At 63.4% G+C, this 22711-nt stretch carries 17 protein-coding genes and 1 tRNA gene; 6 read left to right on the top strand and 12 right to left on the bottom strand.

Annotated features, from left to right (window positions below; genetic code table 11):
- Positions 1-45: 45 nt before the first annotated feature.
- From yidC to rpmH, 3 genes are read right to left on the bottom strand one after another with little or no spacing between them, the layout of a single operon-like run.
- Entirely contained in the window at positions 46-1827 is a 1782-nt protein-coding gene (yidC, locus tag C7435_RS01345; protein WP_121209736.1) for a membrane protein insertase YidC, read from the bottom strand.
- Positions 1828-1833: 6 nt separating this feature from the next.
- Positions 1834-2235 carry a ribonuclease P protein component gene (locus C7435_RS01350; RefSeq protein WP_075188731.1) on the bottom strand — a complete coding sequence of 134 codons (402 nt, stop codon included), beginning with the start codon at positions 2233-2235 and terminating at the stop codon, positions 1834-1836.
- A 5-nt stretch (positions 2236-2240) separates the two neighbouring features.
- Positions 2241-2375: a 50S ribosomal protein L34 gene (gene rpmH, locus C7435_RS01355; RefSeq protein ID WP_075188732.1), complete on the bottom strand. Its 135-nt coding sequence runs from the start codon at positions 2373-2375 to the stop codon at positions 2241-2243.
- Positions 2376-2779: 404 nt separating this feature from the next.
- On the opposite strand from rpmH, the gene C7435_RS01365 reads away from it, so the two are divergent.
- Positions 2780-4258: a sensor histidine kinase gene (locus tag C7435_RS01365; protein WP_121209738.1), complete on the top strand. Its 1479-nt coding sequence runs from the start codon at positions 2780-2782 to the stop codon at positions 4256-4258.
- Here C7435_RS01365 and ggt read toward each other — a convergent pair whose 3' ends face one another.
- A complete protein-coding gene (ggt, locus tag C7435_RS01370) occupies positions 4259-6010 on the bottom strand; it encodes a gamma-glutamyltransferase (protein ID WP_121209739.1) in 1752 nt (583 codons plus the stop codon).
- Positions 6011-6074: 64 nt separating this feature from the next.
- Here ggt and C7435_RS01375 point away from each other — a divergent pair, with 64 nt between their 5' ends.
- The 4 genes from C7435_RS01375 (at position 6075) to C7435_RS01390 (ending at position 10589) form a co-directional block, all read left to right on the top strand.
- A complete protein-coding gene (locus C7435_RS01375) occupies positions 6075-7070 on the top strand; it encodes a P1 family peptidase (protein ID WP_075188734.1) in 996 nt (331 codons plus the stop codon).
- A gap of 111 nt (positions 7071-7181) precedes the next feature.
- Positions 7182-7258, top strand: a tRNA-Arg gene (locus C7435_RS01380).
- A 424-nt stretch (positions 7259-7682) separates the two neighbouring features.
- Positions 7683-9356, top strand: coding sequence for a methyl-accepting chemotaxis protein (locus C7435_RS01385; RefSeq protein ID WP_121209740.1), 1674 nt, complete (start codon positions 7683-7685; stop codon positions 9354-9356).
- A 15-nt stretch (positions 9357-9371) separates the two neighbouring features.
- Positions 9372-10589, top strand: a complete 1218-nt coding sequence (locus tag C7435_RS01390; protein ID WP_075188736.1) for an alginate export family protein — start codon at positions 9372-9374, stop codon at positions 10587-10589.
- 73 nt (positions 10590-10662) lie between these two features.
- On the opposite strand, the gene C7435_RS01395 is transcribed toward C7435_RS01390, so the two are convergent.
- From C7435_RS01395 to C7435_RS01405, 3 genes are all read right to left on the bottom strand, one after another.
- Entirely contained in the window at positions 10663-11151 is a 489-nt protein-coding gene (locus tag C7435_RS01395) for a DJ-1/PfpI family protein (protein ID WP_158025534.1), read from the bottom strand.
- 305 nt (positions 11152-11456) lie between these two features.
- Positions 11457-12800: an MFS transporter gene (locus tag C7435_RS01400; RefSeq protein ID WP_075188738.1), complete on the bottom strand. Its 1344-nt coding sequence runs from the start codon at positions 12798-12800 to the stop codon at positions 11457-11459.
- 98 nt (positions 12801-12898) lie between these two features.
- The gene (locus C7435_RS01405; RefSeq protein WP_075188739.1) at positions 12899-13354 is read right to left on the bottom strand and encodes an Lrp/AsnC family transcriptional regulator; all 456 of its coding nucleotides are present in this window, start codon (positions 13352-13354) and stop codon (positions 12899-12901) included.
- Between the two features lie 184 nt (positions 13355-13538).
- Here C7435_RS01405 and C7435_RS01410 point away from each other — a divergent pair, with 184 nt between their 5' ends.
- Positions 13539-15125: an aminotransferase class V-fold PLP-dependent enzyme gene (locus tag C7435_RS01410; RefSeq protein ID WP_233350647.1), complete on the top strand. Its 1587-nt coding sequence runs from the start codon at positions 13539-13541 to the stop codon at positions 15123-15125.
- Positions 15126-15139: 14 nt separating this feature from the next.
- Here the strand turns inward: C7435_RS01410 and C7435_RS01415 are convergent, their stop codons facing one another.
- The 5 genes from C7435_RS01415 to C7435_RS01435 all read right to left on the bottom strand — a co-directional run bounded on the left by C7435_RS01415 (position 15140) and on the right by C7435_RS01435 (position 22620).
- The gene (locus C7435_RS01415) at positions 15140-15739 is read right to left on the bottom strand and encodes a gamma-glutamylcyclotransferase (protein WP_143742864.1); all 600 of its coding nucleotides are present in this window, start codon (positions 15737-15739) and stop codon (positions 15140-15142) included.
- Between the two features lie 100 nt (positions 15740-15839).
- Positions 15840-16820 carry a hypothetical protein gene (locus C7435_RS01420; RefSeq protein ID WP_121209742.1) on the bottom strand — a complete coding sequence of 327 codons (981 nt, stop codon included), beginning with the start codon at positions 16818-16820 and terminating at the stop codon, positions 15840-15842.
- A 148-nt stretch (positions 16821-16968) separates the two neighbouring features.
- The gene (locus C7435_RS01425) at positions 16969-18237 is read right to left on the bottom strand and encodes a DUF819 family protein (protein WP_075188742.1); all 1269 of its coding nucleotides are present in this window, start codon (positions 18235-18237) and stop codon (positions 16969-16971) included.
- A gap of 122 nt (positions 18238-18359) precedes the next feature.
- Complete coding sequence (locus tag C7435_RS01430; RefSeq protein WP_121209743.1) at positions 18360-20393, bottom strand: M13 family metallopeptidase; 2034 nt, start codon at positions 20391-20393, stop codon at positions 18360-18362.
- Between the two features lie 142 nt (positions 20394-20535).
- A complete protein-coding gene (locus C7435_RS01435; RefSeq protein WP_121209744.1) occupies positions 20536-22620 on the bottom strand; it encodes a M13 family metallopeptidase in 2085 nt (694 codons plus the stop codon).
- Between the last annotated feature and the right edge of the window lie 91 nt (positions 22621-22711).

The following is a 22711-nucleotide window of genomic DNA, read 5'->3' on the forward strand; positions in this document are numbered from 1 at the left end:
GCCGTCCGAGGCCGATGTCGAGGTCGTCGCTACCGTCGGTCAGGGTCAGTCTCCGCGGTCCCGTTTCATCAGGCGGGCGATCAACTTGTCGACCTGGGTCTCATTCCCGTGACGCCGCATGATGATGTATTGCTGCAGCACCGACAGGAAGTTGTTCCAGGCCCAGTAGATCACCAGGCCGGCCGCGAACGGGGCCAGGATGAAGGTGAAGACGATCGGCAGGAAGGCGAAGATGCGCGCCTGCATCGGGTCCGGCGGCGGCGGGTTGAGCGCCTGCTGCGCCGCCATGGTCAGGCCCATGATGATCGGCCAGACGCCAATGCCCAGAATGCCCCCGATCAGCCAGATGCCGGACGGGTCGTAGGGGATCAGGCCGAACAGGTTCCAGATATTGGTCGGGTCGGCGGCCGACAGGTCACGGATCCAGCCAAAGAAGGGCGCGTGGCGCATTTCGATGGCGTTGAACAGGGTCTGGTAGAGCGCAAAGAAGATCGGGATTTGCGGCAGGATCGGCAGGCAACCGGCCAGCGGGTTGATCTTCTCGGTGCGGTAAAGCTCCATCAACGCCTGCTGCTGCTTTTGTTGGTCCGAGGCGTAGCGCTCCTTGATGTCGGCCATTTTCGGCTGCACGGCCTTCATCTTCGCCATCGAGGCGTAGGCGCGGTTGGCCAGCGGGAACATGACAATCTTGACCATCAGGGTCAGCGCCAGGATGGCGAGGCCGAATTGACCCAGGGCGCCTTCCAACATGGTGAGCAGCCAGACGAAAGGCCGCGTCAGGAACCACAACCAGCCCCAATTGATCGCCATGTCAAAACGCTCGATGCCGACCACGTCCTGGACTTGCTGCAACACGCCAAGTTCCTTGGCGCCGGCGAAAATCCGTGTCGTGGAGGCCAGGCTTTCGCCAGCCGGAACAGCGATGGCCTGTTCGACATAGCTGGCTTCAAAGGCATCAATCTCGCCGCGTTCAATGGTGCGGAAGCGGGCCGTGAAGGGACGGTCCTGATCGGGAATGGCCGCCGCCATCCAGTAACGCTGGGTCACGCCGACCCAGCCGCCAGTGCCGCTGTCCTCGGTCTGATTGCCGTCTTCCAGCTTGCCGAAACTGCTGCGCACCATGGCGCCATCGACGACAGCCAGGGCGCCTTCGAAGACGGCCATGTTGCGCGTCTCGTCTTCCGGGCGACCCTCATGGCGCACCAGGCCATAGCGCGACAACTCGACTTCCTGGCCGGAATTATTGGTGACCACGTCGGTGAGCGTGAAAAGATAATTCTCGTCGACCGAGATGACGCGCTCGAAATGCAGGCCTGACGGGCTGTCATAGGTCAGGGTGACCGGCGTATCCGGGGTCAGGGTCGAGCCTGACGCGAGCGTCCATTCGGTGGCGCCACCCGGCAGGTCATTGAAACCGGCCGTGCCCGAGGTCCAGCCATCACGGGCGTAGAAGACATGGTCGCTGCCGATCGGGTTGAGCAGGGCGACCGGCGTCGGGTCGTCAATCGTTTCGCTGTGGCGACGCAGGCGGATATCGTCGAGACGGGCCCCGGTCAGCGACAGCGAGCCGAGCACGGCCGGGGCATCGATGACGACACGTTGATTGCCGGTCAGCGCGGTTTCGCGGTCGACCGTCGTCGGGGCGGCCGGTTCCAAGGCTGAGGCAGGAAGGTCCGGATCGGCGAGTTGGCCGGCCGCTTCAACGGCGGCTTCTTGTTCGGCGCGGCGCTCTTCCTCGGCCGGCCCCATGACGAAGACCTGATAGCCAGTCAGGATCACCAGGATCAGGCCCAGTGCGATAAACAGGTTGCGTTGATCTTCGCCCATGAAAACTCAGGCCTCTTGCGCTTTGTGTTCGCGATCGCCCGGGACCTGACCGTCGGCCAGACTCACCAATGCGCTTTCGACATCCCCCACCAGGCGCGACCAGTCCCGATCGGGCGTCGTCGCACGTGCGATGAATACATAGTCAATGCCGGGCTGTCCGTGGAGGGGGAGAAGCAGCCGGACAATCTCCCGCAAACGGCGCTTGGCCCGATTGCGGATGACGGCACCGCCGATCTTGCGGGTGGCGGTGAAGCCGGCCCCGATGGGCGCGTCCTGCAAATGCAAAGAGCCGTCTCGCGAGCGGGCCTGGATGACCACGCCCGATCGGACGGCTTTTTTACCTTTTGCGACGTGCAAAAATTCGCGCCGCGTTTTCAGCCGTCGGACGGCAGGAAGCGGCGTTGGCATCGTCCTTAAGCGGACAGACGCTTGCGGCCCTTGGCCCGGCGGCGAGCCAGGATAATACGGCCAGATTTCGTCGCCATGCGCGCACGGAAGCCGTGCCGGCGCTTGCGGACTAGCTTGGACGGCTGAAAAGTACGTTTCACGGTCGCGCTCCATCGGCATGCAATTCGAGAGCGGCGGCAATTACGCGCTTGAAGCCGCGGCGTCAAGCGTTCATGCCCCCTGTCGCGCAGGAGAATGACATGTCGGACGCGCCTGTCCAACCATTGTCGGCGCCGCCGGATCGCCGGAACCGGCTGCCAGGGGAGAGCTGCCCGGTGGATGGCAGCGATTATGGCCCGGCTTTCGTGCTGCTGTACATCATCAGCCGGCCTTCGCCGGACTCGCAGTGCATTGCGGACCGGGTCTGCCGCAGAGAGAACGTCGGCCGATCCGATTCCGCCGGGCGGCAAGGTTGCCGCTGTCGCACCCATTTGATGTCATCGCGCTCGACATGGCCATCAAAAGCAGGCGCCTTGCCGGGCAAATCGCTCTAGGCTATCCGCGAATGCCGATGTCCATTGAACCATCCTCCTCCAGCGACGATCCAGCTCGCCCCGATGCCGCGCCGCTCGTCGGTGTCCTCGACAATTTGCGGGCGCAATTGCTGATGGTGACGCTGGGTCTGGTCACGGTCGGCCTCGTGCTGGTCTATTTCCCGGCGGCGGCGAGCTTCCGGCTGCAATGGATGACAGACCGCGCCGAAGCGGCCCACCTGGCCGCCCTGGCGGCGGATGTGGCACCCGGCGGGGCTCTCGGCGAGGAAGAAGTGCGGGCGCTCCTGATGGGGGCTGACGCGGTCGCTGTGGCACGCGTCCGCAATGGCATGAACGAGTTGGTGCTCTATTCCGGCCCGATCGGCGAAGGGCTGGTCGAGAGTGACCTTCGCAAGGCGGGCTGGTTCACGCATATCCGCGATACGATCGAGACCTTGAACGCGCCTGACGACCGGCTGCTGCGCATCCGGGCCCACCCGATGGGCGCGCCGGACGAGTTGATCGATGTGATTGTCCGCGAAGCGCCGCTGCACGCTGCCCTGCGCGAGTTTTCACGCCGCTTGCTCATCTATGCCAGCCTTGCGGCGATCATTGTCGGTGCTGTGCTTTATTGCGCGCTTTTCTTTCTCTTTGTCCGGCCGATGCGCCGTTTGGCCGGCGCGATGACGCATTTCCGGGAAGATCCGGCAGATCCCGCCCGCATGATCCGGCCCGGCGCCGCGCGCAATGAGATTGGCCAGGCGGAGCATGAACTGGCCCGCATGCAGGCTGATGTCCGCCAAGCGCTGTTGCAACGCGAACGCCTGGCCGCGCTCGGCGGTGCCGTCGCCAAGATCAATCACGACCTGCGCAATGTTCTGGCCAGTGCCCAGCTCGTTTCCGACCGGTTGGCCATGGACAGTGATGACCGGGTTCGCGGCATGGGCGAGCGCTTGGTGCGGGCGGTCGATCGGGGCGTCCGCCTGTGCGAGGCGACGCTGGAATTTGGTCGGGCCGAGGAAAGCGCCCCGGTGCGTCAACCGATCGCGGCCCGTGCCCTGCTCGAAGAGGTTGCCGGTGACGCGATGCTCGCCGAGGGCGATGTCGTCTGGACCAATGATATCGGTGATGAATTGCGGCTTGATGCCGATCCCGACCAAGCGCATCGCCTCTTTCTCAACCTGTGCCGTAACGCCATCCAGGCGATGCAGTCGGTCGAGGGCGAACGGCGTCTGTCCGCCCGTGCCACGGCGATGCCGCTGGTTGCCGACGGATCAGGCGAAATCCGCATCGAGATCGCCGATAGCGGCCTTGGCGTGCCGCCCAAGGCGCGTGAACGCCTCTTCCAGGCCTTCAGCGGCTCGACACGGCGTGGCGGCAGCGGGCTGGGCTTGTCGATTGCCCGCGAGCTGGCGCGTGCCCATGGCGGTGATGTCGATCTGGTCACCACAGGTGACGCCGGCACGGTTTTCGCCGTTCGCCTGCCTGCGGCCCCGCCGGTGCGCCCCTGATCAGGGCTGGCGGGCCTGGCCTTCGCGGCGTGGGTCGGCGCCGCCGATCAGGGTTCCGTCTTCCAGCCGACGCACGATATGCAGGCCGGAATTCTCGCCGCGATTGGCATCCAGCGTGAAACCGAGCGCGGCCAGGCCGGCAAGGATATTCGCATCCATGCCATCCTCGACCCGAACGATATCGCCCCGTGCAACGACATTGGGTAGCTCGATCGCCTGTTGTGGTGTCAGCCCCCAATCGAGCATGCCGACCAGCGTCTTGGCGGTATAGGCGATGATGGAGGAGCCGCCGGGTGAGCCGGTGGCCAGCACGAACTCGCCGTCGCGATCAAAGACGATGGTCGGTGACATCGACGAGCGCGGCCGTTTGCCGCCCTCGGGCGCATTCGGCACGACACGGCCTTCGGCATCGGTCGGTGCGCGCGAGAAATCGGTGAGCTGGTTGTTGAGAAAGAAACCGCCGGCCATGCGATGGCTGCCGAACACGCTTTCAACGGTTGTGGTCATCGACACGACGTCGCCATCGCTGTCCACGATCACGAAATGGCTGGTGCCGGGTGAATCCGGGGTCGCGTCGGCGCCTGGCTCGCTCACACCATCGGGGATGCCTGGTACCGATGTTGGCAATGCGGTGGTCCGGCTAATGCCCAGGGCGCGGCGATTGATGTAGTCGGCGTCCAGCAGCCCGGCGACCGGCACGTCGACAAAATCAGCATCCGCGACATAGGCGTCGCGGTCGGCATAGGCGAGGCGGCTGGCCTCGATGAAGCGCCGCCAGCCTTCAACCGTGTCTGGGCCGGTTGCAGTCATGTCATAGGGTTCGAGCAGGCCCAGGATCTCGTTGACGGTGATCCCGCCGGACGCCGGCGGCGGCGCGCCGCACACCGTCCATTCGCGATAATCGCGGCAGAGCGCATCGCGCCGTACAGCTTGGTAGGCGGCCAGATCGGTCAGGGTCAGTCCGCCGGGGCGCGGCTCGTCCTGGACCGCGTCGATAATCGCGGCGGCCAGGGGGCCTTCATAAAGCGCCCGCCAGTCGGCCGCGAGCGCGCGCGTGGTCTCGGCATAGGCCGGATTGCGCAACAGATGGCCGGCGGGAAGCGGTGTGCCGTCATCGGTGAAGAAATAGTCGCGCGAGGCCGGCCACTCATCCAGTGGCCCGCGCGGTGCCATGCCGGCGATGAAGCCGGCCAGGCGCGGCGAAATCTCGAAACCGTCTTCGGCCAAGCCGGTCGCCGCATCAAAGCCATCGGCCCAATCCAGCGCGCCGTGGTCGGCATGGGCCATTGCCAGCATTGCGACAGCGCCCGGCACACCGATGGAATGGCCGGAGAGGACTGATTCCACGAAGCCGAGCGGCTGGCCATTCAGGTCAAGGAAAAGCTCGGGCGTGGCGGTCGCCGGGGCCGTTTCGCGCCCGTCATATACGGTGAGGTCGCCCGACTGGGCGTCGTAATAGAGCAGGAAGGCACCGCCGCCGAGGCCGGAACTTTGCGGTTCGACCAGTCCCAGCACACTTTGCACGGCAATGGCGGCATCAATCGCGTCGCCGCCGGCACGCAAGGCGTCCAGCCCGGCTTCAACGGCATGGGGATTGGCGGCAGCGACCATGGCCGGACCGCTCGCGCTGGTGACCTCGGCCTCAATTCCTGCCCCGGCATTGGTCTCCGGCATTGCCTCGTCGGCGCTGGAGCAACTGGCAAGAATGAGCCCACCGGCGAGCGCGGTGGTGGCGAACAGGAAACGCAGCATCTAACTTGCCCCTCAGCAATGTCCGGTCAGACTGGACCCACAACACACAGATAAGAGGCCGGTCATGTCAATGCCAGCACCCCGCAACAGCCTGACCGATATTGCCGGTCTGCGCGTCGGACAGGTCCATGATGCAGCGGTGCGCACGGGTGTGACCGTGATCCTGCCTGACCAGCGCGCGGTGTGCGCCGTCGACGTTCGCGGTGGCGGGCCGGGCACGCGCGAGACCGACGCCCTGGCCAGTCACACCCTGGTTGATGCTGTCGATGCGATCGTGCTGTCTGGCGGTTCCTCCTATGGCCTGGCCGCCGCCGATGGTGTCGCCGCGGCGCTGGGCGCGCGCGGCGATGGTTTCGGCCTGTTCGACATGCCCGGCGTACCCAAATCCCCGGTCGTTCCCTCGGCCATCCTCTATGATCTCGCCAATGGCGGCGACAAGGCATGGGGTGAGGAGCCGCCCTATCGCAGGCTCGGGAAACAGGCGCTGGCGGCGGTCTCCGACGAGGTCGAGCTGGGCGCTTTCGGCGCCGGCCATGGCGCCCGGGCCGGTCTGCATGCGGGCGGGACCGGCAGCGCCAGTCTCCAACTGTCGGGCGAGGGCGGGCGCGTTGCCGCGCTGGTCTGTGTCAATAGTTTTGGTTCGGTCACCTTGCCTGGCGCCGACGATGTTTACTGGGCCTGGCCCCATGAGATCGGCAGCGAGTTCGGCGGTCGCCGCCCGGCCGCTGGCTGGCGGGCCGGCGCCGAAGACTGGGGCGCCGCCAAGATGCAGCCAGGCCCGCGTGAAAACACCACCATTGCCGTCGTCGCCACCGATGTCGCGCTCACCCCGTCACAGGCCAAACGCTTGGCCATCATGGCTCAGGACGGGCTCGCCCGTGCCATCCGCCCGGTTCACACCCCGTTCGATGGTGACGTCGTTTTTGCGCTGTCGACGGCGGCCAAACCGCTGGGCGAGGGGGGAGAAATTGCGCTCGCACGGCTCGGATCCGCCGCTGCCGACTGCCTTGCCCGCGCCGTCGCCCGCGGCGTCCACGCTGCCCGCACCGCCAGCGATTGAGATGTGCTGCACGTCGCTGTGCAATTGCCGCAATCGGGGACTTGCCATCAGCAAAACCCGGGGCTAGGTTCCGCGCCTCTTCGGGGCTGAGGCCTTGGAGTGACACGGTCTGCACCGGTAGCTCAGCTGGATAGAGCACCAGACTACGAATCTGGGGGTCGGGAGTTCGAATCTTCCCCGGTGCGCCATTTCTTTCTTTGCTCCCGCTCCGCTCGACCCGCGCCTGATGCCAATTTCGGTGCCGGGGTCGATGCTCACATGGAACGCGCTCAGGGCTGTGGGGTTGAACCTGATCCCTAAAGGTGCGCCATTTCCTCGATCTTACGGCAGCTCGTTATCCGCGCCTCCGATGGGGCGGATCTTGGTGCCGCATTCCTTGGTGGCCGGTGAAGGCGAAGCTGAATCCGGCATCATGTGACCGATTGTCCTGCCGCGACAGGCTAATCGGACGTGGCCAGGCGTCCATGAACCCTGTTCGTCGGAGGCGATCCGATAAGCATTTATATAATATGACCTTTTCGCCACCGCTTTAGCCAGCACATCTCAGCCGATGGTTAAGGTTTGCCGCGCTAGCTGGGGCCATGCTTTTGCTTGAACAAAAAAGGTAGCCCCATGCCATTCCGTCTCCAGGCCCTTTCCCTGAAAGCCCGGCTCGCATTGCTTGCAGCCACGTCCGTGGTCCTTCTGCTTGGATATGTCGTTGCAAACGGACTGTTGCGAAACGCCGTTTCCGGTATCGAGGATGAAGCCCGACACGCCACGCTGAGTCTGATGGCGGCGAATACGGTTGAAAAAGACCTGACCTCCCTGTTGCGTGACACCTATCTGATGGCGGCCGAGCCGATGGCGGACCGGATCGAGGCCGCGCGCGGCAATCTGGCAGACTTTGAAACCTCGCTGGCTGAGGTCGAGCAAATCGTGACGCGGCCAGAGTATGATGCCGCGCTATCGGCCGTGCGGGCCGACTATGCAGGATTGCACCGCCTGATCAGTGATGCCGCGCGAGGTATTGCCGGCATGGATCAGCAGGGCATTTCCCGCTTCGTCGTCGAGCTGGCGGATTATGATGACCGGATGGATACGGCGATCGAGACCGTTCGTGACGGCGCTCGCGCCGATCTGGATGCGGCTTGGGAAAGCCTTGACGGCATGGCATCGGTGACTTTCTGGGCCGGGATCATCGCGGTCGTGATCGCCACGATCGGCCTGTTCGGCCTGACCTCGCTTATCGGCGGCACGATCCGTGCCTCGGTCGTCAAGACACGCGACATTGTCGGCGCGCTCGCCGAAGGTCGCCGGGATGTTGATATCATCGGCGTCGAGCGGACCGACGAATTCGGTGATCTCGCGCGTGCCACATCGACGCTGCAGGACACACTCCGCACCGCGGACGCGATCCGCGAGCGCGAACAGGCGGAGGCTGAGGAGAAAGCGCGCCGCCATGCGGCCCGTGAGGAGGCCGTTGGCAAGTTCGAGCAGGCATCCAGTGAGCTTCTGGCCAGTGTGATGGCGGCATCAGAACAATTGTCGGCCTCGGCCAATCAGATGCAATCGACGTCCGGCGAGGCCGCCAACCTGTCAGATTCAGCCCGCGGTGCGGCATCGAATGCGGCGTCGAGTGTCCAGGCCGTCGCGGCGGCTTCGGAGGAACTCGCAGCATCCATCAGTGAAGTGTCGACCCAGGTGACCCGGACCAGCGAGTTGTCGCAGCAGGCGGGCGCCGAAACCGGGTCGAGCGCGGAAGTCATCGGCCAACTGGCAGAGGCAGCTGACGCGATCGGCGCCATTGTTGAAATCATCGACACCATCGCCTCGCAGACCAATTTGCTCGCACTCAACGCCACCATCGAGGCCGCCCGGGCCGGCGAGGCTGGCAAGGGGTTTGCGGTCGTCGCCTCAGAGGTCAAGGCCCTGGCCGAGCAGACCACGTCGGCGACGCAGCAGATTGCGGAGAAAATCAATGGCATCCAGAGCTCGGCTGAGGCGTGTACGGCCTCGTCCGCCAAGGCGCTGGAAGCGGTCGCGCAATTGGGTGAGCTGGCAGTGGCTTCGGCCTCGGCGATCGAACAGCAACGGGTCGCAACCTCGGAAATTGCCCAGTCGGCGCAGCGCGCGCAGGATGGGACGAGCCGGGCGTCCGCTGATGTTGACCAGGTCGCGCAATTTACCCGTCAGACCGATGATGTCTCGCGCTCGGTGTTGAGCGCATCGACCGAGATGGCCAGCCGGCACGAGGCCTGGAAGGCCGAGTTTGATGAATTCCTGACCGCCATCCGTGCGGCCTGAGGCAGGAGAGCGACCATGATGCGACTGACGCGAAATACCGCCACTGTGCTGCTTGCCACTGCCGCCATGCCGGCTGCCGCCGCCGATGACGAGGCCGGGACCATCCTGCTCGACATCCGTGCCCGCTATGAGGCGGTGGAGCAGGATGGCAAGCTGGATGCGGAGGCGGCGACGCTGCGAACCCGTTTGGGGTGGCAGTCGCCGCAATGGGCCGGTTTTACCGTTTTGCTTGAAGGCGAGTCGGTCATTGCCCTCGGCTCGGACACTTATAATTCCGGCCTTAACGGCCAGACGGCCTACGCGTCGATCAAGGATGATGACGTCACCGAGCTCAACCGGTTGCAAGTGAGCTATGCCGCCAGCGAGCATGCGCGCATCACCGTTGGCCGCCAGTTGTTGTCGTTCGACGGCAACCGTTTCGTCGGTTCGCCGTCCTGGCGTCAGGACCGCAATTCCCATGATGCCGTGCGTGTCGATCTCAGTCAGGACGGCTGGCGCGCCAGCTATGTCTATCACGACCGGGTTCTGCGCGGACCTGGCGATGATTTCGATTGGGACAGTGACAGCCACTTGGTCAATCTGGGCTATACGATCAATGACTCTGCCGAGCTGACCGGGTTTGCGTATTTCATTGATCTCACCGATCCCGCCGCTCCGCAGGACCGGTCGAACATGACCTGGGGTGGTCGCCTGACCGGCTCTGTGCCGCTTGGTGAAGCCCGGCTGAGCTATGCGGCGATGCTGGCCCGCCAATCCGATTATGGCTCATCGACGGCTGATTTTGAGCTCGGTTTCGCAAGTTTCGACGTGCGGGTCTCTGGCGCCGGCGGGACATTGCTGTTCGGCTATGACGTGCTGGACGGTGATGGCAGCAATACGATCGCAACCCCGTTGGGTTCCGGCCACAGCTTCCATGGCTGGGCTGATGCCTTCAGTGGTGGCGGCGCGCAATCGACGGTCGATGGCCTTGAAGATCTGCGCTTTGGAGGCAGCTATGAAGGCACGCTCGAGGCGGGTTTCCTGTCCGGTTGGGAAATCGGCGCGGTGCACCGTGATTTCTCCTCGCAGCGCAATGGCGATGATCTGGGCCGCGAATGGGATGCTTGGTTGAATTTCGACCTGCCGGGCAATGTCGGCCTGTCATTCCAGTTTGCCGACTATCGAGGCGGGTCCAGCCCGCTTTCGCCGGCAGACCGTACCAAGCAGTGGGTGGTGCTGACCTATAGCCGCTGACGACAGCGGGCAACAGACACGAAAAAGGCCGGGCAAGCGCGCCCGGCCTTTTTCATGTCGTCGGTAGTTTGCGTCAGGCTGCTGGCGCGGCTTCACGCTGCATGCGACCGGCGACGGCGTCGATGATCTTCCAGTCGCTGTCAGCATCGTCGCTGGCGTAAAGATTGCCATCGATCAGCGCGGCGGCGGTTGTGTCGGTCGGCGTCGCGGTGCCGGCCATGGCGGCGATGATCGTCGCACTGCCGCTCAGGGCGATCACCGGCTTGCCCTTGTCGGCGAAAAGCTTGGCCAGTGCACTGGCGCTGTCGGCCTGGGTCACCGCGTCTTCGAGCAGCACAAGCGCGTCATAGGCGCTCTCATCGATATCGGCGACGGTTTCCGCAACGGCGAAATTGATCTCCGTGCCGCCATTTTTGCCGCGCAGCAGTGCTTGCTGTCCGGATACCAGGACAAGGCGTCGATTATGGCGGGCAAGTGCGTCGGTGGCCGTCTGCATCTGCTGCACATTGACGGTTTCGGCGACAAAGGCCGCGACGCGGGTGGGGCGGGGACCATGTTTCATCAAGCGGAAGCTCTCCATTTTTGCGGGCGCAGTTCATCCGGCGCCAAAGTTTAATCGTGTAGAGGAATAATGATGATGCGCATCGAATCAAGGGGCGCGTGTGCGATTAAAATATATTATCGGTCAGGAAATAATTCAGGTGCGCGAAATTTTTACAAATTCACTTGGCACTATGCTTATGCTAGGTGCGAACTGTGCAATATCGATGTCGATTTAATTTGCAATTACTTAAAAACAGTCGAGTGAACCTCGCGATTGGCAATGACAGTGCCGGCGGCCTGGATATCCCGTACGGGCGCGCGACGTCAGTCGCGCCAGCTGGCGTCCTCGAACTCGGTGTCGAACTCTGATCCGAATTCGGTTTCAGGGTCGGCCGCGAATTCCTGATCCTCGCCGGCCCTTTCCGTGAGTTCGATCACGGAAACCGAGGTCGTGGCCGTGGGCTCGAAGTCGGCCTTGTCCTCGCTGCGCACAGGCGGCGTCCCGGTGCGGCGGACCAGCATCAGCCCGGTCAGGGTGAACAAGGCGGTCGCGGCAAAATAAAACAGGCCCGACGGCCCTATCAGGCTCATCACAACGCTGGCGACCAGCGGGCCGATCATGGATCCCAGCGCCCAGACCATCAAAATCCCGGACATCATGCTGGTGGCCTGCCCTTCGGGCGCGCGGTCGGCGGCGTGGGCCACTGCTACCCCGTAATAGGACAGCGCCCCGGCACCCCATAATGCTGCGATGGCGAAGATTGCGGCCTGTGGAAGGAGGCCACTGAACAGTGCAAGGATCAGCGCTGAGCCACCTGCCACGATTGCCAATCCGGCAATGACAAGGCGCCGGTCAATCCGGTCCGACAACATGCCGGCCGGCCATGTCGCGATCACGGATCCTCCGATCATGGCGGCGTTGAAGAGGGCGGCCGTCTGGGTGACGCTGGCGGCGGAGAAGTCCTGAATGAAGACCGCGTAGAGCTGCAGGACGGCACCCGATACCATCCCCGAGATCAGTGCCGCGATGATGGCGGACGGCGCAAAACTCCAGATTTTAAGAGGGCTGAAGGGTTTGGTGGTGGGGATGGCGGGTTCGGCTCGGCGGGTGGCGCACACCGGGATCAGGCTGGCGGTTAGCAAGGCTGCGACGATCAGGAAGCCGGTCGCAGTTCCTGTCGGCGCGCCGGCGACCAGAAACGGGCCGGCCATGAAGCCGAGCTTGGACGTGACAAGGTAGAAGCCGAGGATGGCGCCGCGGCTCTGGCTCGGCGCGGCGTCGGCGATCCAGCTTTCCCCGGAGGCCAGGAAGCCGGCCACGCACAGTCCGATGATGAATTGCACCAGCATCCACCAGGCCATCGCGCCGCTGATGTAAAGCGAGGCAGCGCCGAGCGAGGCCGCCGCGGCGAAACCGGCGATGGCGCGGATATGGCCGATCTGCATGATCTCGCGTGGCGCCAAGCGGGCGCCGAGCAGGAAGCCGAGCGCATAGGCCGATACGATCGCACCGATCTTCATTGGCGCAGCGCCCTGCGACAACAAGGTCAGCGGGCCGACCACCGAAAGACCGCCGAGGGCCGTCTGCAGGATGGCGAGGGCAATGACGATTGCCGCGACATTGCGATAGCTGTCGGTTCCGGGAGCGGCGGTTTGGGGGATTGTCATGATGGCTCGTCAGAGGGCGGCGGTGCGGGTGCCCGAAACGCGGGCGGCGAGGCGGCAGCTTCAAACAGACCCGGCAGGCATGCAAGGCTTGGCTTGGGTCAGACCGGCAATTCGGTGGTGTTCTTGATCGCTTCCATGGCGAAACTGGCACTGACATCGGACAGTGGCGCGATCGCGATCAGCTTCTTGTAGGCTTCGTCATAGGCGCGCACATCCGGCAGGCAGAGCTTGATGAGATAGTCGATATCGCCACTCAGACGGTAGAACTCCACCACTTCCGGCATGCGCGCCACGCCGTCGGCAAAACGTTTCAGCCAGTCGGCATCATGATGGCTGGTCCGCACAGTGACGAAGAGTGTCGCTTGCAGATCCAGCGCTTCCGGATCGAGCAGCGCGACGTGTTTGCGAATGACGCCGGCCTCGCTCAGACGCTTTAAACGTCGGGCCGTCGGGGTTGCGCTCAACCCGATCAGGTCGGCGAGTTCCTGGACTGTCCGGTCGGAGTCCTTTTGTACGGCCCGTAGCAAGCGGCGATCATGGTCATCAAACACCATGCGTTATCTCCATCGAGGTGAATTTCACCATCATTCGAACCCAGTATAGCTGAACTTTGGTGATTATCGCCCCTGGTCAGATGTTTGTATAGCGGCTCATTGTCAGGAGTCGCGCATGTCCCATCCGTCGAGAACCGCTGCTCGCATTGAGGCTGCCCGCCGTGGGATGATAGGCGCGGAGCGGATGTTGGCGACGCCTTTCGGCAGCAAGCCCTTCCTCTATGCCGACTATACGGCGTCCGGACGGGCGATGCGTCATGTCGAAACGCAGGTCGAGCGCATGATGGCGGACTATGCCAATCCGCATACCGAGGACAGCGCGACCGGGCGGGCCAGCAATCGCTGGATGCGTCAGGCCGAGTCTGTCATTCGCCGCGCCGTCAATGCGGCGCCGGATGACTGTCAGCTGCCGTGTGCTGCCGGCGCCACGGGGGCGATCCACAAGCTGCAGGAAATTCTCGGCCTCGCCGTCGCCCCGGCCAGTCGGTCCGGACTGGGGCTGTCGCAGGGGGCAAAGGTCAAGACCGTCGTGTTTGTCGGGCCCTATGAGCATCACTCCAACGAGTTGAGTTGGCGCGACAGTCTGGCCGAAGTCGTGCCGATCGGACTCGACACGGCCGGCGGGATCGACCTCGCGGCGCTGACCGAGGCATTGGCCGATCCGCGCTTTGACGGGTGGCGGAAGATTGGCGCCTTCTCGGCCGCCTCGAACGTCACCGGCATCCGCACCGATATTGCCAGCCTGGCCCATTGCCTGCATGCCGCCGGCGCGATCCTGTGTCTCGATTGCGCCGCCAGCGCGCCCTATCAGCGGATCGATATGCATCCGGAACTCGACCCCGATGCGGCGATCGACGCGGTCTATTTCTCGCCGCACAAGTTTGTCGGTGGTCCGGGCGCCTGCGGCATCCTGGTTTTCAACGAACGCCTTTACCGGCGCGACCTGCCGCCAACCCAGAGTGCCGGTGGCACGGTGCGCTATGTCTGGCAGGACGGGCATGATTTCCTCGAGGGGATCGAAGCGCGTGAACGCGCCGGCACGCCGGGACTGCCACAACTGGTCCGGGCAGCGCTGGCCTTGCAGATCCAGAGTGAGATCGGGTTCGACGTCATTTCGGGGCGCGAGCATGACGCACTGGAGCGTGCCTTTTCACACTGGTGCTGCAATGACCGGATCGACGTGCTGGGGCCGCAATTGCCGGCTCGCCGTCTGGGCATTGTCGCTTTCAATCTGCGCAAGGCCGATGGCGATCTCGTGGAGCCGCGCCTGGTGACCCTGTTGCTCAATGACCTGTTCGGAATTCAGTCCCGCGCCGGCTGTTCGTGTGCGGGTCCCTATGGCCATCACCTGCTGGGAATTGACGCGGATACCACGCAGGACATCCGCACCCGCGTCCTGGCGGGCGATGTCGGTGCCCGTCCGGGCTGGTGCCGGGTGAGCCTGCACTGGATCATGTCGGAGGCGGAAATCGATTATCTCATCGACGCCGTCTGCTTCCTGGCCGAAAACGCTGAATTCTTCGCCGGTTTCTACGACCGCGACCCGGCGACGGGGGCTTGGCACTGGGCCGGTGACCCGGTCGAGGACAGTAGCATCTGGCCCACCGGCCTGCTTGATGAACGGACTTTCCGTCCGGCGAGCGAGGACTTGACCGAAATACCCGATCCGCAGGACCGCTTTGACGCCCCCTTCCGGGTGGCGCGGGACATGGTGCGGGTTTTCAGGGAGACCGGCCTTGATCCGCGGGACATCCAACTGGTCGAAGCCTGACAGTTTATGGCCGATCAGACCGGTTGTCGGTATTTCAGGACACCGCAGGCCAATAGCAGCCGATCGACCAACGCGCGATCGCCGGCGTCCAGCGGTGTGCGTCGCGGATAGAGCGGTGCGGCGCTGTCACGATCATTGACCCAGGGTGCATCCCAGAGCTCCGTCGCTTCGATAAAAGCCCTGGCGCGGGCTTCGCCACCCGTTTCCAGGCAGCCGGCCAGGCAGGTATCGACATAGGTTTGCGGGATTGGATGGGCACTGTCGGCGCGGAGCTGTTCGCGATTGACGACGATCCAGTAGCGCCCGTCGGGCAGGGCGGATTTGTCCGACCCGGCCGGGTGGACGGTCGCCGGGTCGACTTCTGTGAAAACATAGCCGCGCTCGCGATGGCGCAGCTCCGCGGTGATGCGGGTCGGGACGAGGGCGGCATGCAGGACCTGTCCGGGCGCCTGCCTCACGCCGGCATAGGTCGCCGCCTCGTCACCATAGCGCACGGTCCAGCCGCGTCGCCAGCCGGTGGCGACAACCGGACGAATGACGCTCTCGATCTTCGAGTAGGTGCGGCGGCTATAACTTGAAAGCAGGCTGCCATAACCGATCATGTAGTCAGACACGCGAACTCCGATCCCGGCGCACAAAAAGAAATGGCGCGGATCGCTCCGCGCCATTTCATTGTCTCCGGGCTTGCGCCCGTGTCCAGTCTTCGTCTGTTGATCAGCGCTGGCGCCGGGTCGAACGCGAAGATGAGCGGGGCGAGGAATAGGACGCCTGCGCCACCGGCACTTCTTCCGAATAGGCATTGCCATCGGCCGGCATGTCGGTGCCGTAGAGATAGGTGTTGCCCTGGCTCGACGGCGCGGCCTGCCGCGAAGCGACCGGCGGGATTTCCGAACTCATTGGCGGGTTGTGACCGGGAAGATTGATCTCTTCGCAGTCGACCAGGCGCCATTCCCAACGCTCTTCGGTGCGCAGCGAGTAGCGCGTCACCGTCTGGGTTTCGACCGGCACGACATGGCTGTCGACGGTCGCGTGTTGGTCGAGGACTTCGATGCGATAGGTGTCGCGTTCCTCGGCGATCGGAATTTCCTCGATGCGCGCTTCCTGAACAAGGACATCGCGGGTGATCTGGGCGTATTCGGCGGGATGGTTGATCTCACGGATATTGGCCGGCGAGACCACGATGTTGCGGGTCACGGTCTGGTATTCGCCGGCTTCTTCCACCAGGCACCACACTTCGCCGGTCTCGCTGTCAAAGCGCGTCATCGATGCACCGGGCACGTAACCGCGACGCCAGACCATGCGCGGTTCGCGCACAAGGATGGTCTCGGTCACGGTGTCATGGGTGGCCGGAACGACTTCATACTCGACATAGGCCGGGCGGACCTGGACGGTTTCGGTGACCGTTTCGTAGACCGGCTCGTGCACGATGTAGCGCATGCCGGCTTCGCGCGAGATATATTCGCGATACTCGTCACGCAGGCTCGGCGGCGCCACATTGTAGCGCTCGTAGGAGTCTTGGGTGGTGACCTGCTCGGAATAGACATCATATTCCGGCGCGATCCGCACGCGGGCGTAACACTCGCCGGTGGCGGCGGTGGTTGGCGGATCCGGCGGGAACCATTCGGTATCACCGGCAAACGCGGTCGACGCGGTCAGCAGTGTGATGGCACTGGCGCACAGGAGTTGGTGTTTCATCTTGCATCCCCCCTAGGAATTCGCTGAAGGCACGCTGATCCGCCCCTCGATTAAATAAGGTTAACGGAAACACGGGGTGTCGTTAAGAAATAATACGCGTCAGACGGTATTTTCAACCCTCAGGGGAAATGGAAGAGGTGTTTTCAACTCAAGGGGTTACGCTGGCGCCCATCATGAACATCATCAAGTAGCCGGTCATCATGGCGGCCCAGGTGCCGACGATGTAGCCAACGACCGCCAGCAGCACGCCGACCGGTGCCAGGGATGGATGGAAGGCCGCTGCGACGACCGGCGCCGAGGCCGCGCCGCCAATGTTTGCCTTCGAGCCGACCGCGATGAAGAAGGTGGGGGCCTTGATCAGCCACGCGACGAGCAACAGCAGCGCGACGTGGACAAGCATCCAGATGATGCCGATCACGAAGAACTCCGTGTTGCGGAAGATCGCCGTGATGTCCATGCGCATGCCGATGGTGGCGACCAGCACATAGATGAAGACCGAACCGACCTTCATGGAGCCGACACCTGACAGCTTGCGCGCCTTGGTAAAGGACAGCGCGACCCCGATCACCGTGGCCGACAGCATTAGCCAGAAGAAACCTGAGTTAAGCCCGAGGTCCGCCAAGCCCGGGAAGTTGGCTCCGACCCAGGGCCCCATGAAGTCAGCGACGATGTGGGACAGGCCCATGGCCCCAAGGCCGAAGGCGAGGATGATCATCAGGTCTTTGAGCTCGGGTATCCGGGCATGGGTCTTCTCGAAACCCTCGGCCTTTTCGCGCAGTGTATCGACCGAACGGCTGTCGGCGTTCAGCGCCTTGTCGATGCGCTTGGCGTTGGCGACACCAAGCAGAAGGAAGGCCATCCAGATATTGGCGACGATGATGTCGACCGCGATCCAGGCCGAGTAGACCTCGCTTCCGACGCCGAAGAATTCATACATGGCGGCCTGGTTGGCACCGCCACCGATCCAGGTGCCGGCCACAGTCGACATGCCGCGCCAGACCGCATCCGGACCGGTCACACCGATCAGGTCGGGGAAGAGGATGCTGGCAATGAAAAGCGCGACCGGGCCGCCCAGCACGACGCCGATCGTACCGGTGAAGAACATGATCAGCGCCTTGGGGCCGAGCTTGAAGGTCGCCGGCAGGTCGGCCGACATGGTCAGCAGGACCAGCGCGGCGGGCAGCAAATAGCGTGAGGCGACGAAATAGGTCTGCGAGGCTTCCGGATCGACAATGTTGAACAGGTTCAACAGCGAGGGCAGGAAGTAGCAAAGCAGCAGGGGCGGAAAAATCCGGTAGAAGCCCTTGGCCAGCTTGTTGTCGAGGTTGGAGGTCCAGAATACGGCGCCGAGCAGGACGGCAAGCAGGCCCATGATGATCGCATCATTGCTGAAGAGCGGCGCGGTTTCGGCGTCCATGAATTCCCCCGAGAATGGTTCTTGTTGGCGGATAGGACCGGTTTTGGTGAAACATGGCAAGGCGCCGGATGCAAAACGGCCCGGCTGTGATGCCGGGCCGTTTCGTCAGTTCATCCTCAGGCCTACCAGATCGAGACGCGCTCTTCCGGTGGCAAATAGAGGTCATTGTCCTCGGTGACGCCGAACGCCTCGTACCAGGCATCCATGTTGCGCACGACGCCATTGGCCCGGTATTGGCCCGGACTGTGCGGGTCGGACAGGAGTTGGCTGCGCGCGGCATCGTCGAGTTGGATCACGCGCCAGACCTGGGCCCAGGACATGAAGAAGCGTTGCTCGCCGGTATAGCCGTCCAGTACCGGCGCTTCATTGCCGTGATCGGCCAGATACATCTGATAGGCCCGGTGGGCCATGGACAGGCCGCCGATATCTCCGATGTTTTCACCAAGGGTCAGCTGCCCGTCGACATGCATGCCCTCGATCGGCGAGAATTGCTCGTACTGGGCAATGATCCGGTCGGTACGGGCATCGAACTGTTCGCGGCTGGATTCGGTCCACCAGTTCCGCAACACGCCATCGCCGTCGGACTGGCTGCCCTGATCGTCAAAGCCATGCCCGATCTCGTGACCGATCACGGCGCCGATACCGCCGAAATTGACTGCCGGGTCGGCGTTCGGATCAAAGAAGGGCGGTTGCAGGATGGCCGCCGGGAAGACGATCTGGTTGCCGGTGGAGTTGTAATAGGCATTCACCGTTTGCGGTGACATGCCCCACTCCCAGTCGCGGATCGGACCGCGCAGCCGATCGCGACTGTCAGCGCGGAACCAGGCATTGATGCGCCAGGCATTGCCGAACAGGTCGTCGGACCGGATTTCGATCTCGGAATAGTCCGGCCAAACCTCGGGGTAGCCAACCTTGGGGAGGAATTTGTCGAGCTTGTCGAGCGCTTCGGTGCGGGTCTCGGCATCCATCCATTCCAGGGTCTCGATCCGCTCTTCCAACGCGCGGCGCAGATAGTCGACGAGTTCGTCCATCTGTTCCTTGTGCTCGGGCGGAAAGTATTGCTCGACATAGATCTGGCCGATCGCTTGGCCCAGATTGCCATTGACGAACTGGATCGCGCGGCGGTCTCGGGGGCGCGGCTCCTGGGCGCCGCTCATCGTCCGGCCCCAGAAGTCGAAGGAGCGGTTGTAGATTTCCTCGGACAGAAGATTGGTGTTCGAATTGACGTAGGCGAAGGTCAGGTAATCCCGCCAGGTCTCGACTGGCGTGTCAGCGAAGACGGCTGCCAGGCCAGTAATCGCGGACGTTTGGGAGACGATGAAATTCTCCTGGTCGGCATAGTCGGCCGTTTCGAAGAAGGCATCCCAGTCAAAGCCCGGCGCCAGTTCGCGCAACTCGGCCAGCGATGTCGGATTATAGGTGGCGACACGGTCGCGGCTCTCGGCCGGGGTCCAGTGGACATTCGCCATCGCGGTTTCCAGCGCGATGATGCGGTCGGCGCGCGCTTCGCCATCATCCAGCCCGAGGAAGCCGAACACGTCGGCGATATAAGCGCGGTAGGCGGCGCGATATTCGACGAAGCGCTCATCTTCCAGCAGGTAATAATCGCGCGTCGGCAGGTGCAAGCCGCCTTGGTTGAGATACAGGATGTAATGGCTCGGATCGCCTTCGTCTCTCTGCACCGACGTGCCGAAGATCGAGGCATGACCGAGCATCCCCATTACGGCAGCAATGTCGTCATGACTGTCGGCATCGGTGATCGGCGCCAGACCTGGACGGACCGGATCAATCCCGAGCGCGTTGATCGCGTCGACATTCATGTAGGACGCGTAGAGGTTGCCCACTTGTTGGGCGAGTGTTCCGGCCGGCGCGTGGGCAGCGGCACTGTCGCGAATGATGCCCTCGATCCGTTCTTCCGATTGCAGATAAAGCTCGTGGAAGGCGGTGTAGGAAGAAAAGCCCGCCGGGATCTCGGTCGTGTCGAGCCAGCCCTCATTGACGTAGCGGAAGAAGTCATCGCCCGGGTTCAGTGTGTCGCTGACATGGGCGGTTTCGACACCCCAGTCCCCGAGAATGGCGTCTTGCGCTAGGGTGGGACCAAGAGCGGTGAGTGACAAGGCAATGCCGGCGACGCCGGCGCGCAGGATGTGTTTCATCAGTTACCCCCGAAAAACGGTTTCAGACGCCGCAAAACTGGAATCGGGCAGGCGTCGCGCCGATGGGGGATTGATTAAGCTTCCGCAATGCAAAACGGCCCGACGCGAGCGCCGGGCCGTTTCGTGGGTTTAGGGTTAAACCCTACCAGATCGAGACGCGTTCTTCCGGGGCCAGATAGAGTTCATGGTCTTCGGTCACACCGAAGGCCTCGTACCAGGCGTCATTGTTTCGGACGACGCCGTTGATGCGGTACTGGGCCGGGCTGTGCGGGTCGGACAGGAGCTGCGCGCGCAGGCTGTCCTCGGTGCGCACATTCCGCCAGACCTGCGCCCAGGCCATGAAGAAGCGCTGATCACCGGTGAAGCCGTCGAGCACCGGCGCTTCGCCGCCATTGTCGGCCAGATACATCTGGTAGGCGCGGTGTGCCATCGACAGACCGCCGATATCACCGATGTTTTCGCCGAGCGTGAGCGAGCCGTCGACCGTCTGGCCTTCGACCGGCGAGAAGCCGTTATACTGGGCGACGATCTGGTCGGTGAGGGCATTGAAGTTCTCGGCGCTCTCATCTGTCCACCAGTTGCGCAGGACGCCGTCACCGTCGGACTGGCTGCCCTGGTCGTCGAAACCATGGCCCATTTCGTGGCCGATCACGGCGCCGATGCCGCCAAAGTTCACGGCCGCGTCGGCATAGGGGTCGAAGAAGGGACCCTGCAGGATAGCGGCCGGGAAGACGATCTCGTTGGCGGTCGATGAATAGTAGGCATTCACCGTTTGCGGCGACATGAACCATTCCCACTCGCGGATCGGGCTGCCGAGGCGGGCGCGGTTGTCGGCCCGGAACCACGCGGCGATCCGCTCGGAATTGCCGAACAGGTCATCGGCCCGGATTTCAATCTCGGAATAGTCCGGCCAGATGTCCGGATAGCCAATCTTGGGCAGGAATTTCTCAAGTTTGTCGAAGGCTTCGATGCGGGTCTCGTCATCCATCCATTCGAGCGTCTCGATGCGCTCGCGCAGGGCACGACGCAGATACTCGACCAGTTCTTCCATCTGCGCCTTGTGCTCGGGCGGGAAGTATTGGTCGACATAGATCTGGCCGATGGCCTGGCCGAGATTGCCGTTGACATACTGGATGCCCCGGCGATCGCGCTCGCGCGGCTGTTCGGTGCCCCGAAGGGTGCGGCTGTAGAAGTCGAAGGAGCGCTCGTAGAATTCCGGCGTCAGCAGGTTCTGGTTCGAGGACATGTAGCGGAAGCTGAGATAGTCCTGCCAGGCCTCGACCGGGATTTCCGTGAACAGGGTGGCCAGCGACTGGATCGCCGTGTCCTGACGGACCACGACTTCACTTTCGCCCTCAAACTCGAGCGCGGTCATGAAGGCCTGCCAGGGGAAGCCCGGTGCCGAAGCCGTCAGATCATCCATGCCCATCAGATTGTAGGTGCGAACCCGGTCCCGGCTCTCTGCGCGCGTCCAATGGATTTGTGCGATGCGCGTTTCCAGATCGAGCACGCCCTGGGCACGCTCGGCCGCATTGTCCATGCCGATCATGTCGAACACGTCGGTCATGTAGGCCACATAGGCGTCGCGATAGCCGACGAAGGTCTCGTCGTCGCGCTCGTAATAGGACTTGTCCGGCAGGCCGAGACCACTCTGGCTGACCGAGACGATGTAGCGCTGCGGGTTGCCCGGGTCGCGGCCGACGCCGGCGCCGAAGATGGACGCGGTCCCCGGGCTGCCCATCAGGGTCGCGATGTCGTCATGCGACTGCGCGGCGGCGATCGTGTTGAGCATCGGGCGCGCCGGCTCCAAGCCGCGGGCCGCGAGGGTGTCGGTGTCCATATAGGAGGCGTAGAGGTCACCGACCTGCTGCTGCAGTGTGCCAGCTTCGGCATTGGCGGCGACGGCTTCCTGGATGATGCCTTCCACGCGTTCTTCCGACCGCAGATAAAGTTCGGTGAAGCCGCCAAAGGACGAGAAGCCCTGCGGTAGCTCGGTCGTGTCGAGCCAGCCTTCATTGACATAACGGTTGAAGTCATCGCCCGGAGCCACGGTCTCGGAGACGTATTCAATCTCGACACCCCATGTGCCGAGGTCCGGCGAGCCGGCCGGCATCGCGGCGGTGTCCTGGGACGCGGTCGTGTCGTTGGCAGTATCCGGCGTCTCGCTGGTCGGCGAGCAGGCCGCCATCAGCGCCACGCAGGCGCTGGTCAGCAGAAGCTTTTTCATGGTGTTTCCCCTCAGAGCGATTTCATTGGCGGAAACACTAGTGCGATAGGGCGGCGGCGCAATACGCGGGAGACATGTCTTACAGCCCTGT

This window comes from Maricaulis maris (genome assembly GCF_003634045.1).
GTDB lineage: Bacteria > Pseudomonadota > Alphaproteobacteria > Caulobacterales > Maricaulaceae > Maricaulis > Maricaulis maris.

Bases quoted from the DNA above. Each gene is read 5' to 3' on its own strand.
- ggt (WP_121209739.1), bottom strand. From the start codon at position 6,010: ATGCTGCGTTTCCTGTTCGCCACCACCGCGCTCGCCGGTGGGCTCATT.
- C7435_RS01400 (WP_075188738.1), bottom strand. From the start codon at position 12,800: ATGACAATCCCCCAAACCGCCGCTCCCGGAACCGACAGCTATCGCAAT.
- yidC (WP_121209736.1), bottom strand. From the start codon at position 1,827: ATGGGCGAAGATCAACGCAACCTGTTTATCGCACTGGGCCTGATCCTG.
- C7435_RS01430 (WP_121209743.1), bottom strand. From the start codon at position 20,393: ATGAAACACATCCTGCGCGCCGGCGTCGCCGGCATTGCCTTGTCACTC.
- C7435_RS01435 (WP_121209744.1), bottom strand. From the start codon at position 22,620: ATGAAAAAGCTTCTGCTGACCAGCGCCTGCGTGGCGCTGATGGCGGCC.
- C7435_RS01395 (WP_158025534.1), bottom strand. From the start codon at position 11,151: ATGAAACATGGTCCCCGCCCCACCCGCGTCGCGGCCTTTGTCGCCGAA.
- C7435_RS01425 (WP_075188742.1), bottom strand. From the start codon at position 18,237: ATGGACGCCGAAACCGCGCCGCTCTTCAGCAATGATGCGATCATCATG.
- C7435_RS01405 (WP_075188739.1), bottom strand. From the start codon at position 13,354: ATGGTGTTTGATGACCATGATCGCCGCTTGCTACGGGCCGTACAAAAG.
- C7435_RS01410 (WP_233350647.1), top strand. From the start codon at position 13,539: ATGTTGGCGACGCCTTTCGGCAGCAAGCCCTTCCTCTATGCCGACTAT.
- C7435_RS01420 (WP_121209742.1), bottom strand. From the start codon at position 16,820: ATGAAACACCAACTCCTGTGCGCCAGTGCCATCACACTGCTGACCGCG.
- C7435_RS01350 (WP_075188731.1), bottom strand. From the start codon at position 2,235: ATGCCAACGCCGCTTCCTGCCGTCCGACGGCTGAAAACGCGGCGCGAA.
- C7435_RS01385 (WP_121209740.1), top strand. From the start codon at position 7,683: ATGCCATTCCGTCTCCAGGCCCTTTCCCTGAAAGCCCGGCTCGCATTG.
- C7435_RS01365 (WP_121209738.1), top strand. From the start codon at position 2,780: ATGCCGATGTCCATTGAACCATCCTCCTCCAGCGACGATCCAGCTCGC.
- C7435_RS01390 (WP_075188736.1), top strand. From the start codon at position 9,372: ATGATGCGACTGACGCGAAATACCGCCACTGTGCTGCTTGCCACTGCC.
- C7435_RS01375 (WP_075188734.1), top strand. From the start codon at position 6,075: ATGTCAATGCCAGCACCCCGCAACAGCCTGACCGATATTGCCGGTCTG.